At 46.8% G+C, this 16,126-nt stretch carries 8 protein-coding genes; 7 read left to right on the forward strand and 1 reads right to left on the reverse strand.

Translation table 11 applies throughout. The features are described 5' to 3' along the window. Positions 1–165: 165 nt before the first annotated feature. Positions 166–2,487 carry a S9 family peptidase gene (locus ODZ53_RS19275; protein WP_372679226.1) on the forward strand — a complete coding sequence of 774 codons (2,322 nt, stop codon included), beginning with the start codon at positions 166–168 and terminating at the stop codon, positions 2,485–2,487. Positions 2,488–2,535: 48 nt separating this feature from the next. Here the strand turns inward: ODZ53_RS19275 and ODZ53_RS19280 are convergent, their stop codons facing one another. Then, positions 2,536–3,606, reverse strand: a complete 1,071-nt coding sequence (locus ODZ53_RS19280; protein WP_372679228.1) for an RDD family protein — start codon at positions 3,604–3,606, stop codon at positions 2,536–2,538. A 138-nt stretch (positions 3,607–3,744) separates the two neighbouring features. On the opposite strand from ODZ53_RS19280, the gene ODZ53_RS19285 reads away from it, so the two are divergent. The 6 genes from ODZ53_RS19285 (at position 3,745) to ODZ53_RS19310 (ending at position 16,083) form a co-directional block, all read left to right on the forward strand. Next, entirely contained in the window at positions 3,745–4,863 is a 1,119-nt protein-coding gene (locus ODZ53_RS19285; RefSeq protein ID WP_372679230.1) for a hypothetical protein, read from the forward strand. Between the two features lie 188 nt (positions 4,864–5,051). Further along, positions 5,052–7,622 carry a winged helix-turn-helix domain-containing protein gene (locus ODZ53_RS19290; protein WP_372679232.1) on the forward strand — a complete coding sequence of 857 codons (2,571 nt, stop codon included), beginning with the start codon at positions 5,052–5,054 and terminating at the stop codon, positions 7,620–7,622. Positions 7,623–7,921: 299 nt separating this feature from the next. Further along, positions 7,922–8,602 (forward strand): response regulator transcription factor, encoded by a 681-nt coding sequence (locus ODZ53_RS19295; RefSeq protein WP_199926569.1) that lies wholly within the window; start codon positions 7,922–7,924, stop codon positions 8,600–8,602. Beyond that, entirely contained in the window at positions 8,599–10,383 is a 1,785-nt protein-coding gene (locus ODZ53_RS19300; RefSeq protein ID WP_372679234.1) for a sensor histidine kinase, read from the forward strand. Before ODZ53_RS19295 ends, ODZ53_RS19300 begins: the two co-directional genes overlap by 4 nt. Next, positions 10,364–10,891: a hypothetical protein gene (locus ODZ53_RS19305; protein ID WP_372679236.1), complete on the forward strand. Its 528-nt coding sequence runs from the start codon at positions 10,364–10,366 to the stop codon at positions 10,889–10,891. The genes ODZ53_RS19300 and ODZ53_RS19305 overlap by 20 nt, the downstream gene beginning before the upstream one ends. Positions 10,892–11,115: 224 nt before the next feature. Beyond that, on the forward strand, positions 11,116–16,083 hold the full coding sequence (locus tag ODZ53_RS19310; protein WP_372679238.1) for an Ig-like domain-containing protein: 4,968 nt from the start codon (positions 11,116–11,118) through the stop codon (positions 16,081–16,083). The last annotated feature ends 43 nt before the right edge of the window (positions 16,084–16,126 follow it).

Raw genomic sequence — 16,126 nt, forward strand, 5'->3', positions numbered from 1 at the left:
CTTCTTGGAAAAAATTTACGTGTCAGGTGCTAAAATAGTAAATTTGGAGATATATTATCGTGCTCTTTACGTATGTATGTAACAAATGGATAATTAAGGAAATTTGTCGTTCGAAAATGTGAAGCACATGATTCTTGTATCTCACTTTGGAAGAGGGGGATTGGCATGGAGAATGTTATCACATGGGAACAGTATGAGAGGGCACAACGCTTGCATCCCGCCAATTATTACGATGCAATATTCAATGCTTTTGTCAGGCCAAATTGGATCAGTGGGAATCAGTTCTGGTACATCCGTGAACTACGTCTGGAAAAGGGGACTGGCAGGCAATATGTGATCGTGGATGCTGAACAGAATACGAGTCAGCCAGCATTCGATCACGAACGCTTAGCTGTCTGTTTGTCAGGTAATGCAGGCAAAACGTATAGCGCAGAAACGTTGCCACTTGGGGAACTTATGTTTACTGAGAGTGGATCGGCATTCCAGTTTGAGATGGACGGTACCGTTTGGAAGTGTGATTTACAGGAATACAGCTGCAAGCCCATCGATCATTTTAAAAAGCCGACGATGGATGAACTGCCGTCTCCAGATGGAAAATGGGTGGCGTTCGTATATGATCACAACTTGTATGTTCGATCACTCGAAACCGGAAGGCGTATCAGGCTTACCTATGACGGCCATGCTTACTATGATTACGGAACCCAACCTGAATGTAGGCTCTCGACCGTGGCGGAGCGATTGAGTGGCAGTAAGCTTCCTCCAGTGGTGATTTGGTCACCCGATTCCAAGATGCTGCTGACCCATAGGCTTGACCAAAGAAAGGTGCGCGAGATGCATCTGATCCAATCTGTTCCAAAAGGGGAAGGGGTCAGACCGGTACTGCACTCGTACCGTTATCCAATAGTTGGCGATGAACACGTACCATTGGCAGAGCTAGTCATCTGTAATCTGGAAAGTCGAACCGTAGTCCGGATTGAAAGCGAGCCATTACAGGCATGCCCAGTCTCACCCCTCACTCCGGGGATGCAAATGGCCGGATGGTCATCAGACAGTAAACAGATCTATATTACCCGGATGTCCCGTGATGCCCGTACGGTCGATTTTTCCGTAGCGGATGCTTGCACTGGTGAGGTTTGCACGCTACTGCGGGAACAAAGCGATACGTTTTTGAACCAAGACCTGCATAATCTCGGAGCGTCTAATCCGAATATTCGATTATTGGCCGATGGCTCGTTCATCTGGCATTCAGAGCGTGATGGATGGAGCCACCTCTACCATTGCGATGGCAAAACGGGAGCGATTCGCAATCCGATCACATCGGGCCCCTGGACGGTACGTAGGCTGATGGCAGTGGACGAGCAGCAGGGATGGGTGTACATCACTGGAGGAGGGCTTGAGGAAGGACGCGATCCTTATTATCAACACCTGTACCGCGTTCGTCTGGATGGAACCGGTTTGTCGTTGCTAACACCTGAAGATGCAGAGCATGATATTGTGTTTTCTCCCACTATGAAGTATTTCGTCGATACGTTTTCGCGAGTTGATTTACCGCCAGTAACTGTTCTCCGCTCGGTAGATGGCAGTCTCATTCGAGAATTGGAGTACGCAGATGTGGAAATGCTGCTCGAGATGGGGTACCAATTTCCAGAAAGGATTACCGTCAAAGCACGAGACGGCGTGACTGATCTTTATGGGGTGATGCTGCGTCCATTCCCGTTTGATCCTTCCCGCAAGTATCCGGTTGTCGATTACATTTACGGGGGACCACAGATCATCAACACACCGAAAGCTTTCGCACTCGATCCAGGCCGAAACCATGACCCGCTGGGTGGTGGACAGTCATTAGCGCAGTTGGGCTTTATCGTAGTGATCCTGGATGGAATGGGAACACCTTATCGTTCGAAAGCGTTCCATGACGTCTCAGACAGAAAGTTGGAGGAAGCAGGAGGCTTGCTTGACCATGTGACAGCGGTAAGGCAATTGGCTGAGCGCTACCCGTATGTGGATATTGACCGGGTAGGCATCTGGGGCTCGTCAGGGGGAGGCTACGCTTCGACAAGGGCCATGCTCTCATTTCCTGACTGTTACAAGGTTGCTGTTTCCGCGTGTGGGAATCATGATCAACGGCTGTATATCGCAGCATGGGCAGAACGCTATCAAGGATTGTATGATCCTGTCTTGTACAGAGATCAAGACAATGCTCGTCTGGCAGCGAATCTGGAAGGAAAGCTCTTGCTGGTGAGTGGCGATATGGATGATAATGTGCATCCTTCCCAAACGATTCGGATGGCGGATGCATTGGTTAAAGCGGATAAAGACTTTGACATGCTGATATTGCCCAACCGACATCACGGATTTTCTATGGAGCCGTACTTTATCCGCAGAAAATGGGATTATTTTATACGGCACTTGATGAGAGCCGAACCTCCATGGGGAAATCAAATAGCCAACAAAAAGGCCAGTGATAGAGAGCCGATAGAGAAGTAGTTCAAGAGGAAGAAGCCACCTGATAAAGGTGGCTTCTGTGTTCTGTCACTATTTTACCTCGCGAAAACTTGCACTGACCTTTTGCAGTTCTTGCTTGAGGGATGCAAATCTTTTTTCTTCTGTCCAAGCCATGATTTGATGAAAATGTGTAGGCGTTTCGACTAATGTCACAATATAAGCGACCTTAATGCCGTCTACTTCGCCTTTGGCATTGAGTTGGATGGCCACCTGGTTGTCGACTACAGTACGAATCTGTTTATCAATGGATACATTTTCTACTGCATCTTGAAGGCTTGCTTCAAAGACTTGGGCATAATCTTGTAGCGTGAGTGAATTATCAAGATCCTGTTTCGATTCTGACAGTACCAACACATACTTTTCGCTAAAACGATTGGAGATTTGTATATCCCCTTCATCGTGAAGGGTTGAATCCTTGCTCCAATCCGAAGGGGCCGATATTTGAAACTGTTTATCCTTGCTATAGAAAATTTCTTCGGTAGGCGTTCTTGATGCGATATCGATCATTCCAAAAATCATACCAATGATGGATAAAACGGCTACGATGGAAAAGACAATAGCGAGTACGGTTGTTTGCTTTTTGCTGACGTTGTTCAGATCCTTCACTTTCACGACGTATGTATTCGCTGCCAGGTCGCCTAACCGTTGCTTTTTGTCGGAAGCCAACACACTGATACCGGCTGGCAATCCGCCTAGAAGAAATACGTTTGTTTCGAATAGACGAATAAGGGAACGGATAAATGATTTCCATAACCCCGGTGGTCGTCCTTCTGCATTAACAGCAATGATGCGGAAAGTAAATTTTCCGATCGTATATCCGGTAAGTCCTTCTAACAGTACATAATAGGAACATAGGATAATTGCGGCTAAGATGAAGAAATAGAGACTGTAGACGTCTTTGGTGATGGAAACCCCAAACGAGAGAAAGCCGGTTAGAAAACAAGCGAGAAGAATATAATCAAGAACATGGGCTCCCCATCTCATAAAAAAAATCGTCGCCCTATCGTACGATTTCGATAAATCTCCCATGTTTTTGGGTGGCTCCTGCTGGGCAAGCGGAGAAAACTCTGTCGGTACCGATGATGGTGGTTGTTGCTCCAATTTTGTGCACCTCCTGAAGAAATGTAAACATATTACATTTAACCATTTTGAAAATTGTATTGTCAATTGTAGACGATTAGAATGGGAAAAGATAAGCAAGGCACGCAGCTATCCCATGCAGGGAGAGGAGAATAGCATATGGAAATCCACCAAATACCCGAGCAATTGCCATTGATCAAACATTCCAAAGACCTCTGGGGCTCTTTTGCATACAGCAAATGTAAGGATGCATACGGTTATGACAAAAACGGGCTGAAAAGATACGCGCTGATCGTTCAGCTTCAATACGATCAGACTGTGACAGAAGCAGACGAGGAGCTCCTGTACTATTTGATGAGCCAAGAGATTGAGATGCATAAGTTCCATCCGTATCAGGGATTACATGAATCGATGGACATCGTAGCTTACCTGTTGGCGAAGTATAAGGATGTTACCCATATCCCTCTGTTTGAGCAGGCAAAATTAAGCAATTTTGATACTTATTACGGTTTTGATACCGAGTATATTCTTTCGGCTGGGATTGAAGAGGCGATCACGTATATCGAAGAGAACGATCTGTACCGAATCAGCTCTTTCTTTCAGAATAAGAAAGAGGAGCTGGCAACGATGTATTCGGCTGAACATATGGAGCGATGGTTTCAATCCAAGGCGAGGAATTACCCCGCCAATCCCGAGGATGAGTCCTTGATTACGTTAATGGACAGAGCATGTGATTTCGGTAACATGGCAGAAGCCAAAAAATTACTGGAGAGGCTAGAGGAGCAGCTCGGCTCTGACAAAAAGAATTATTCTCTGCTGTATCATCAGGCAAAACAATTGGAAGAGTACGACAAGGCACTTCACTACCTCACACTAGATCTCCCGGAACAGGAAGATTCGTTTGACAAAGTATTCCTTTGGTTAAAAATCGCCGAAATCCATTTGTTCAAACAGGATTGGGTCCAGGCTTTTGCGAGCGTCAAGCAGTGCGAACCAGAGCTCAAACTCTTTTCTTCCTGGAGGAGTGCAGGTTTGGGCAGAAGCTTGAGCGAGACCTTGTTGGATATCAGCTTGAAGGCAAAGGATAGCAACGAGGTTTTGGCTAGAGAAGCGTACCACTGGGCTAATCAGATGTTGAAAGCGACAAACAACTACAGCAAGAACGTTTTGAGAAAGGCGCACCAGTGTGCCAAGGTGCTCCAACTCAAACAGGATAAAAGGCTGTACAGTAAAAAGGTTGCGATAGAAGCCAGACGAATCAACAGAATGGTTAGATGACTTTCATAAAAAAAATACCCACGCAGGAGCGACTTTGCTGTATCTTTAATCTGAGCAATATTTCCTATCATTATATGATCCCATTTTCCCTCGTTAGCCAACCTCATTACGCTTCCAGTCATCAATAGAAAGGCTACGCTCCATGTTTCCTTCATGAATGTCATTTTACTTCTAGGCAGGAGATGCGTATGGATTTATTAACGTACAGTCCACTTATCGCAACCAAGCTTCATGTTCCGAAGTATGGTTCGGACTTGTTACTTCGGCATCAGATATGGAAAGAAATCGATGACGCTGGCGCCGCAAGAGTGATTCTCGTGTGTGCGCCAGCCGGTTTCGGTAAAACGACAGCAGTCAGTCAATGGACGCAAAATTCCGGCAAACCGACCGGTTGGATCTCCCTGGATGAATCAGATAATGATCCCGTGCGCTTTTGGCGATATTTTGCTAGGGCAATTGATATGGCACAGGAAGGCGTGGGCAAAGAATCTTCCTCGGTGCTTCACCCACAGTACACAGCTTCTGCTGAACAGTTGATGTCCGTGTTACTCGAAGAAATTGCGGGGTTTGAACGTGATTTTTATCTGGTATTGGACGATTATCACCTCATAAAGGAGCCTTCTATTCATGAAGGATTGCAGACACTGATCCAGCATGCTTCCTTCTATATGCATGTCGTCCTGATTACGCGGGAGGAACCTCCTTTTGCCCTACATCGTCTGCGCGTTCGGAAACAGTTAAAGCAACTGGGCTCAGACACTCTTCGGTTCAATGAAGAGGAGTGCCGGCGCTTATTCTGTGAGCAACTGGGTCTGAGTTTGTCGGAACAAGCCATTGGCCTGCTAAGCAAACGAACGGAGGGATGGGTGGCCGGTTTGCAGTTAGCAGCGCTTTCCATGCAAGGAAAGCCCGAAGCGTCTAAGGTCATTCATCATTTTTCCGGTAACGACAAGTACGTCGGGGAATATTTGACGGAAGAAGTATTGAAACGACTTCCAGAAAAGGTGCAGATGTTTTTGCTGAAAACGTCCATACTGCCGCGTCTGACAGGCGATCTATGCGCAGCTGTTACCGGAGAGGCGGACGCTCACGACATCCTTCGCATGCTGGAGCGAACGAATTCATTTGTGATCGCGCTGGATGGCGTAAATGAGTGGTATCGTTATCACCATTTGTTCGCAGAACTTCTACTTTCCCACGTAAGGAAAACATATAACGAATTGCTTCCTGCCCTACATATCTCTGCAAGCTGTTGGTTTGAATGTCACGGGTGGATCATGGAGGCGACTGAGCATGCGTTTCTCGGAAAGGATTGGAACCGGGCAAGCCGTTTGATCGTAGCACATGCGCCGTGGATGTTGAAACAGTACGAAAATATTACATTGCGCAGATGGATGAGATACTTTGATTCGTCCTGGTTGGAAAGCAACCCCGAGCTGTGCATTGCTTTTGCCTGGCTGCATGCTGTGTCCAATGAAATTGATCAGGCGGAAATCCTCCTCCAATTGGCTGACGAAGCAACTCGGATCAATCATGGGAGCTATGACGACTGCCGCGTAGAAATGTGTGTGCTTCGGGGATATATCGAAGTGATGCGGGGAAATGTAGACCTTTCCCTTAAATATATGGAAGAATCCGTTCACATGAAGCCAAAATTCAGCCGCTACTTCATCGTCGGCATTGAACTGAATTCGGATGAGCCATACGTCCTGCGCAGTCGTGTGGCCTTGAGCGGGTATTTGTCTAACGTGAATGAATACTATCCAAAACTAAGGGCGATCTGGAAGCACAGTGGTCTTGGGATATTGGCCTACGGTTCTATCGTTTTGGGCGAGCTATATTATGAGCAAAATGATTTTGAGCAGTTGAAATATTTCGTACCCCGTGCGATTCAGTTAGGCACGATCTCTTTGAACTTCGGTGTGTTGGTCCCGGTTTATCTGACGTTGGCTCGATGGAGAAAAGCAGAGCACCGTAACGACGAGATGTGGCTGGCCATGGAGGAACTCACTTCGCTATGCCGCCAGCATGATGCGCCTCCTCATTGGATGTCTTTTGTAGAAACGTTCCGCGTCCGATTATGGATCGAAGAAAATCGACGGGAAGAAATAGAAAAATGGGTCGAGCCCTATGCGAAAATGAATGTAGATATTGTCGCTTCCCGGCATGAATTTGAGCGAATGATGTTGGCCCGGGTATACCTTTATTTAAAAAACGACAGTGCAGCCATTATGCTGCTAACCAGCTTAAAGCACGAGGCGGAAATAAAGGATCGGCTCGGGAGTCGGATTGAAGCCTTTCTTCTGCTCAGCCAAGCTTACATGATCCAAAAACAGCAGCATGAAGCGATGGAGTGTATGCGCATGGCGGTGACGTTAGCCGCGCCAGAAGGCTATGTACGCACTTTTTTGGATGAAGGCCCTGGCGTTGCCAAAATGCTCTATTCACTCTATAAAAGCAAAAACGTATCCAAGCAAGAGATGGCCTATCTTTCGATGCTGCTTAAAAGTGTGGAGAAGGAATTTCCTACGCTTGATATTCAAATTCGGGTATCCCCTGCATTGGAAAAATTGACGGAAAGAGAGTCGGAAGTGCTATCACTGATCGGTGAAGGGTTATCGAATTCGGATATTGCGGACAAGCTGCATCTCACACTGGGGACGGTAAAAGGGCATGTGCATCAAATTTTTAGCAAGCTCCAGGTAAAAAATCGTGCACAAGCAATCGTCAGATTAAGAGAAAGTGAGATCGACCAGTAAATCCCCCGCCTATACGGAGGCCACTGAAAAAGTCCCAACGAAAGAAAACGAGCCGTTAGAATCGATTCTAACGGCTCGTTTTGCATGTTTTCAGTGGCCTAAGCCATTTTCGGGTGTTTGTTTTTCTTCGTAAATCCATCTCAAGTACACACAACGGTCACATCAGCCATCTATACTTATCTTGTAAAAACAAGGTTGGCGGTCATAGGAATGGTGACGGTGAGATACAGGTTCGTAAATTTCACGATAAATTGGTAATCTATGCAATAAATGCACAACCACGAGTAAGGAGCGCGGAAATGAAACGGAAAGTGTTACTCGTAGAGGACGACGAGCTCATACGTGAATTTGTATCGGATTATTTTAAAAAAGAAGCTTGGGAAGTGTACGAAGCGCAGCACGGTAAAATGGCGATGGAGCTTTTCGCTCTGCACTCTGTCGATTTAGTTGTACTAGATATTATGATGCCCGAGATGGATGGCTGGTCGGTGTGCAGAAAAATCCGCCAGCAATCCGACATTCCCATCATAATCATTACAGCAAGAGTAGACGACGATGACCAGTTGATGGGTTTTGAGCTTGGCGCAGACGAATATGTCACCAAACCGTTTAGCCCAAAAGTATTAGTGGCCCGTGCCAAGGCTCTGATGAAAAGAGCAGAGGGGAGCATCGGGAGGGGAGATGATATCGCTCAGTTTGGAGCATTGACGGTAAACAAACGAGCTCACACTGTTACGATTGCCGGCGTCCCGGTTTCATTGACACCAAAAGAGTATGAGCTGCTTTTGTTCTTCATCAAGCATGAAGGGACGGTCTTGTCCCGAGATAGCATATTGAATGGGGTTTGGGGGATGGACTACTTTGGCGACCATCGCACCGTTGATACCCATGTGAAAAAACTGCGGGCCAAGTTGGATACAGAGCAGCATCTGATTCAGACGATGATCCGTTTTGGATATAAGTTTGAGGCAAAGCGATGAAACGACTTCGACTAAACGTTGTGACAAAATTATTTGCCGCCACTTTTGTTTTTGTCTTTTTGCTCTACGCTTTGATATTGATAGGGGAAAAGTTTTTCTTCGAGCGCTTTTATTTAAATGCGAAAGTAAGCGAGCTCTCGCAAGCAATGGCATCTTTCCCAGATGAGTACGCTAAACTCCCTCCCGACAAGCACAAGCTGGATAAGCTGGTGGGTACATTGATGAATCGCACAGATGCCAGCATCGCGATCGTAGATGAGCAGCTCAGGCAATTGAATCTCGACCCCTATTTTCTGGAAATGAAAGTAACAAATAAAAATCAAGCGATTACCTTACCGCTAAAAGAAATGAAAAGCACCGATCTTCCTGAAGGACTCCATGTTGGAGACACGATTACCATCGACGGAATCTATATGGATGAGAAGAATACGATCATGAAGCCGATACGGATTGCGAGGCAAAGTCCATCCACAAATGTGACCGAAAATGGACTAACCCGGGTTACGGCAGTTATTTCTGAACTCATGCTGCCTAGTCAGCAGCGGGCACATAACCCTTTTTATCAGGATTCTCTCGTAGCTGATCAAATCGGACCATGGCTGACGCAGCAATCCGACGAGATTACACAGATGAAAAGCGGATCATTCATCCAGCGGAAGTGGACGGATCCGTGGAGTGGTGTAAACTATGCCATCGTGATTCATCGATTCTCCGATCAGGGCGGGGCGAATTATATACTGGCGGTGACGACGTTGCAACCAGTGAGCGATGCGGTAAGTATGCTGACCAGCTATTCCCTATACGCGACGCCAGTCATCCTCGTCATCTTACTGCTGCTGTCCTTTGTCTTTTCGAAGATCATCACGCAACCATTAGTTACGTTGAGTCATTCCGCTTCACGTATGGCTAATCTGGACTTCACAGAACTTGCTTCGATTCATTCGCGGGATGAATTCGGTGAGCTCTCTCGCCATCTGAATACGTTAGCTGGTAAGCTGGATCAGACATTAAAAGATCTGAAAAGTGCCAATGTCACTCTTCGCGAGGATTTAGAGCATAAGGAAAAAATGGAGCAGCTTCGCAAAGAATTGATTGCAAACATCTCTCATGAACTCAAGACCCCGCTTGGCATTGTAAAGGGCTTTGCGGAAGGATTAAAAGATGATGTCGCACATGAAAAGCGGGAGCGATACATGGACGTCATTTTAAGCGAAGTCGACAAGATGAACGAGCTCATTATGGATATGCTGGAGTTGTCCAAATTCGAAGCCAAAGCCATTATGCTTCGTAGACAATCGTTTCCCGTATCGGAAATCATAGATCGCGTAGCTGCTTCCTTTCAACTACAGCTGGCAAACAAGCAGGTACGATTATGGCTTGCCTTACCTGAAGAGATCAACGTATGGGCAGATCCAAGACGTATCGAGCAAGTGATCGTGAATTTGCTCGGCAATGCAGTCCGGCACGCCAATCCATCAAGTGAGATTCGGATTACCGGGGTCCGCGAGCGGGAGTGCATCCGGTTTCGAATTGAAAATGAAGGAGCGCATATCCCAGACGATCAACTAACGCGGATATGGGAGCAATTTTATCGAGTAGATAGCTCTCGCTGGCGGAAAACTGGCGGCACGGGTCTCGGATTAGCGATCTGTAAACACATCCTCGATCTGCATGGTAGTGATTATGATGCGGAAAATACCGTGAATGGAGTCGCTTTTTCCTTCACGTTGGTTGAAAATAAAAACAAAGGTGGAAATGACAATGAATTTGAAAAAGAATAATATGAAAAGCTTACTGGCTGTATTGGTTCTATCACTCGTTACTAGTGCTTGTGGCACACCGGTTCCTTCACAATCGACTGGTCAAGTGCCGCAGCAAGTTCCTCAGGAAAACAAAGAAAACACGGAGAAACAACCGAAGAGCGTTGCAAAAGACATGGCCGCAGAACAGCAGGAAAAAGAAATTCTCGTCGTGGTCGACCAGGAACCGAAACCCATCGAGGGGAATAGCTTCGATTTCTCTATCGAACAGCTACCTGCCGGCTATTCGTTAGCTAGCATGCAGTGGAAGTCCGAGAAAACTGACATCGTAAACACTACTGAGCAAGCGATCAAAAATGACAGTGAAGGTATCTCTGGTGGGAATGGCTTTTACATCAGTGGCAATGGACAGTTCACCGGTTTCTTTTACAAGGATGAGTTGAAAGGGGAAAAGGGGAAATTGATCTTGGTCTTTCAAAATGAGCAAGGCAATAAAAAGACATGGGAGAAGGAGCTAACCCTTAAATAACGCCCGCTAAATTGGAACCCCATTTTTGGGGTTCTTTTTGTTTGCAACAGTACGGTGGGTTTTTTTATTGAAAAAAATCAATCACGAAAAGACATAACTTTAGTTAGTATTTTTTGCAAAAGACTGTTGTTACCATATTTTTGTTTCACCTAGATGTTTTGCTGGGGGAATGTGTCGACAGTAGGGGGAGTTGAAATGAAGAAGGAAGGAGGACAACGTTATTGATGAAAAGAATGATGGCTCGTTTGTTGGTATTTACTTTGCTGTTTGCAATTGTCCAACCTATGCTTATTCAAGAAAAAGCCAACGCAGCGGAACTTACAGATGTGATTAGAGTAGAGGCAGACAAGTTCGTGGATGCGTATGGTGCCTATCCTGATGGCCTGGATTACCAAGGAGTTCCGAACACGTTGATCGTCGGCTATGCGCGAGACTCTGGTGGGGATTATGGGGCTGCGAATGCTGCTCTACGTTTTGACCTGAGCGGCGTGAAAAGTGAGAGGAAAATTCAGTCTGCTGCCCTGAAAATTTATGTGCATAAGGTAGAAGCAACAGGCGGAGATATGCCTTTCATTGATCTATGGGGCTCGTTTGATGACAATTGGAACGATGATTTTGCGACTGTGCTACCTTCGTATCAGGAAAGAATCATAACAAATGAGTTTATTCCTACTAATTTCACAGGGTGGAAATCGTTTGATGTAACCAGCTTTGTCATGAGTAATATTCCAGACAAAAAAGCTACCTTTGTTTTAAGAGGAAGACAAACAGCACCACCTGTTCCTGTCTTGTATCAGCCTCAAATCATTTTCTACGACAAAAGAAATGTTAGCTATGCTTCACAGCTAGAAATAACGTATGCTCCTAACACTCCACCAACCGATATCCTCTTATCGTCCAATTCGATTCCCGAGAACAATCAAATAGGAGCGGTAGTTGGTACGCTTTCGGCAGTAGATCCTGATCAAGGAGACACCGTTACGTTCAGTATTCAAAACACTACGGTGCCATTTACTGTTGACGGAAATCAACTGAAGGCGACAGAAACGTTTGATTTTGAAACGAAATCGACTTACGCTGTACCAATCACTGCAACAGACTCGGCTGGCAATATATTCACCAAGGCGATGACCATCCAGGTGACGGATGTAGATGAACCACCAACGACAGCAACGGTTACCATCAATGGCGGTGCTGCGTTTACGAATTCACCAAATGTGACGCTCACCATGGCCCATGATGATCCTGACGCAGCCCAGCCCGAATATCGTTTGACGAATGTGGAAGGCGGTCCTTGGAGCGAATGGAAGTCGTTTGCGACACCTGTAATGTGGACCTTTACGACAAACGAAGGGACCAAAACGATCTTCATGGAGCTGCGTGACGGAACAGGAACTGTCCTGAAAGCGCAGGATAGCATTGTACTGGATATAACACCACCGACAGGAACCATCGAGATCAATAATGGGAACGTAGCCACTTCATCAGAAAAGGTGGAGCTTACCATTCAGGGAAGTGATGCAAACGGCCCGGTAGAAGTGATGTTGTCGAATGATAACATCTTTACAGGCAGCTGGATACCTGTTCCTGTCAACAACAAGCTGGAATGGAACTTGGCTAGTGGAGACGGACAAAAAACAGTCTACGCGAAGTTCCGTGATGGTGCAGGGAATATGTATTATACATCTGGTACCATCGTGTTGGACAAAACGCCACCTGTTGTGACAGGGGTAGCGAATGGCAGCTTCTACACGGCAGATGTCACACCTGTCTTCGACGACGGCACAGCAACATTGAATGGTGCTCCTTTTGTCAGCGGCACAAAGGTGAGTGTGGAGGGCAAGTATACGCTGGTAGTGACGGATACAGCGGGGAATACGACTACGGTAACCTTTACCCTGGATAAAACCGCGCCGACTGGAACACTTGCGATCAATAACGGAGCCACTCATACGAATAACCAAGATGTCATTTTGCAAATCGATGCCACTGACGTTTCCAGCAGGGTGAAAATGAAGCTGTCCAACGATAACATCAGCTGGAGTGCGCTAGAGGATGTGGCGAGCGCCAAGTCTTGGAAGCTAACAAATGGGGATGGACAGAAAACGGTCTATCTACAGTTGATCGACGAAGCTGGCAACCCCCATGATTTACAGGCATCGATTACACTCGATACGGTTGCGCCTGTAGTCACAGGGGTAGAGAACAACAAGCTGTACAATCAGAGTGTGACGATCAGCTTCAACGAAGGAAAGGCGACCTTGAACGGAAAGACGATAGCTGACGGAGAAATCGTCAATGACGATGGCGCTTATACGCTGATTGTCACGGATGAAGCGGGCAATACAGCAATGCTTGCATTTTCGATTGATCAAACGAAGCCGTCGGGCAGTCTCAAGATCAATGGTGACGCCGATTATACCAATACACTAGCAACGACATTACAAATTGCCGTTACGGATTTCAGCAATGAACTACAGATGCGCTTTTCCCATGATACGAGTGATCCAGCCAATTGGACTTCTTGGGAAACGCTGACCACAACAAAGGCGTGGACCTTGCTGACTGGAGATGGAATCAAGTCGGTTTCCATGGAAGTAAAGGATAAAGCGGGGAACATTGCCAGCTTTACCGATGAAATCACACTCGATATGATCAACCCTACGGGGGCTTTTGAGATCAATCAAGGTCAGTCGTATACCAACACGAGCAAGGTTACGCTGAGTGTGGAGTCGGCTGATGCTCATGGTGTGGAAATGCGCTTGTCGAATGACAACCTGACGTGGAGCGATTGGAAAACAGCGCCGACAATAGGCGACGTTCCATGGGAGCTGAGCAGTGGCGATGGAACCAAAACGGTCTATCTGGAGCTAAGAGATCCGGCTGGAAACCGATTGGCCCTTCAAAAGCAAATCACGCTGGATTCCGCTGGACCAGTTGTCACTGGAGTCGCCCAGGATGGTGTCTATGCGAACGACGTAACCATTACCTTCAATGAAGGAACAGCATTACTAAACGGCAATCCGTTTACGAGCGGTTCTGTCGTCACTGCGGAAGGATCGTATGAGTTGGTCGTCACGGATGATGCGCAAAATCGTACGACGATTCGTTTCACGCTGGATAAAACACCACCGGCTGGAACGCTCAGCATCGATAACGGAGCTGAATTTGCGAAAACAGAAGATGTTACGTTGCAACTCACTGCGTTAGGCAATACGAACGACATTGAAATGGCGATCTCTAACGCCGATGACAATTCGGGTACGTGGGAGCGTTTTGCAGAGTCAAAAGCATGGAAGCTGGCTGATGGCAGCATAAACGGTACCAAAACGGTTTATGTCAAGCTGCGGGACAAAGCGGGGAACGTCACAAAGCTAAGTGATACGATTGTACTGGATGTGTTGGCGCCTACTGGATCTATCACGATCAATAACGGAGACAATTCCACCAAGTCTCGTGATGTTACGCTCGCTATCACAGCGAACGACAGTACCAGTGATGTACAAATCCGCTTCGCAAATGGTGACAACGACTGGAGCGATTGGGAGGCAGTAACTGCGACCAAAGCATGGCAGTTGAAGTCCGGTGATGGAACCAAGACTGTCGAGATGCAGATCACAGACCGGGCAGGGCACATTACAACCGTTTCCGATACGATCGAGCTGGATGCAGATGCGCCTGTTGTTACTGGAGTCGAGGACAAAGGCATTTACAAAGATGACGTAACAATCACATTCAACGAAGGAACCGCGACGTTGAACGGTGCTCCGTTCTCAAGTGGCGACCGGGTAACAAGTGAAGGTAAGCATGAACTACGGGTTGTAGATGCTTCCGGTAACGAAATCAAGATCACGTTTACTTTGGATAAAACAGCACCAACAGGAACGTTCGTCATCAACAATGATGATCGTCTAACCAGCTCCACCAGCGTGAGACTGCATATTACTGCTTCGGACAATTTGGGAGATGTCGAGATGCGTATCTCCAATGACCAAGGCAAGTGGAGCAGCTGGGAAAAAGTGACGGGAACGGTGCCGTGGAACTTGACGTATGGCAATGGAATGAAAAAGGTTCTGATCCAGCTTCGCGACCAGGCAGGAAACACCGTTGAACTGGATGATTCCATTGAGCTATACGTGCCAAATGTGCCGAATCCACCAACAGGAGAGCCGGTCACCGGAGTTGAGCTGGAGGAAGAGCAGTTAACATTGCGTGTTGGCGATACAGAAAGCCTTCGAGCCACAGTAAAACCAACGAATGCCACCAACAAACGGGTCAAGTGGGAAAGCAGCGACTCTGAGATCGTCGAGGTAGATGAGGATGGCAAGATCAAGGCAGTAGCTTCTGGAACTGCGACGATTACAGTGACGACCGTAGACGGGAACAAAACCGATTCGGTGGAAGTAACCGTTAAGGAAATACCCACCTTCCAGTTGGAAACAAACGAACCGTCCTTCTGGATTAAGCCGAGAGTAACCACAACCTTACGAGTTTATAAGGTAGAAGGCAAAAAACGCAAGGACATCACGCGAGACAAAAATGTTGAGTACGACACGGAAAACGGGTTGGTTACCGTTAAGCAGGGTCGCATTACGGCAGGCAAAGAAGAAGGAGAAGACATCGTTATCGTTCGCTATATGGGAGAGGAACTGGAGATTCCGGTGACGGTTTCTACGAAAACGATTCGTTCGTTGACGACCTCCTTCAAGGATTTGGTGCTGGAGATCGATGAGGAGAAGCAGCTAACGCTGACAGCCGTCTTCAATGACAAGAACACCGAAGAGGTGACAGAGAAAGCAACTTGGTCCTCTAGCGACGAAGAGGTCATCGAAGTAACAAAAGAGGGAAAAGTGACAGCGCTGGCTGAAGGGAAGGCTGTCATTACTGCGAAATACGGCGGTAAAAAGGTAACCAATCGTGTGCTCGTCGTAGAGGAAAAGAAAGTGAAAGATTTGCGAGTATCGCGCTCTTCGCTGCGCTTGGAGGCAGACAATACTGGAGAGATCGTCCTGTATGCGGTCTATGAAAATAGATACGAGGAGATCGTCACCAAGGATGCCGACTGGACAGTGGAAGATCCTGAGATTGTGACTGTAGAAAATGGTGTCGTGACCGCACTGGAATCTGGTAAAACAACCATTACAGTGGAATACGGCGGCGAGACTATTACGATTAACATTACGGTCTGGTAAATGAAAAGGGGCTGTTCGATCTACTGTGGAGGGCAGCCTCTTT

It is taken from the genome of Brevibacillus sp. BD137, assembly GCF_041644655.1.
Lineage (GTDB): Bacteria > Bacillota > Bacilli > Brevibacillales > Brevibacillaceae > Brevibacillus > Brevibacillus brevis_D.

Excerpts from the sequence above, each read along its gene's own strand:
- ODZ53_RS19310 (WP_372679238.1), top strand. The coding sequence starts at position 11,116 with ATGAAAAGAATGATGGCTCGTTTGTTGGTATTTACTTTGCTGTTTGCA.
- ODZ53_RS19285 (WP_372679230.1), top strand. The coding sequence starts at position 3,745 with ATGGAAATCCACCAAATACCCGAGCAATTGCCATTGATCAAACATTCC.
- ODZ53_RS19305 (WP_372679236.1), top strand. The coding sequence starts at position 10,364 with ATGAATTTGAAAAAGAATAATATGAAAAGCTTACTGGCTGTATTGGTT.
- ODZ53_RS19295 (WP_199926569.1), top strand. The coding sequence starts at position 7,922 with ATGAAACGGAAAGTGTTACTCGTAGAGGACGACGAGCTCATACGTGAA.
- ODZ53_RS19290 (WP_372679232.1), top strand. The coding sequence starts at position 5,052 with ATGGATTTATTAACGTACAGTCCACTTATCGCAACCAAGCTTCATGTT.
- ODZ53_RS19300 (WP_372679234.1), top strand. The coding sequence starts at position 8,599 with ATGAAACGACTTCGACTAAACGTTGTGACAAAATTATTTGCCGCCACT.
- ODZ53_RS19275 (WP_372679226.1), top strand. The coding sequence starts at position 166 with ATGGAGAATGTTATCACATGGGAACAGTATGAGAGGGCACAACGCTTG.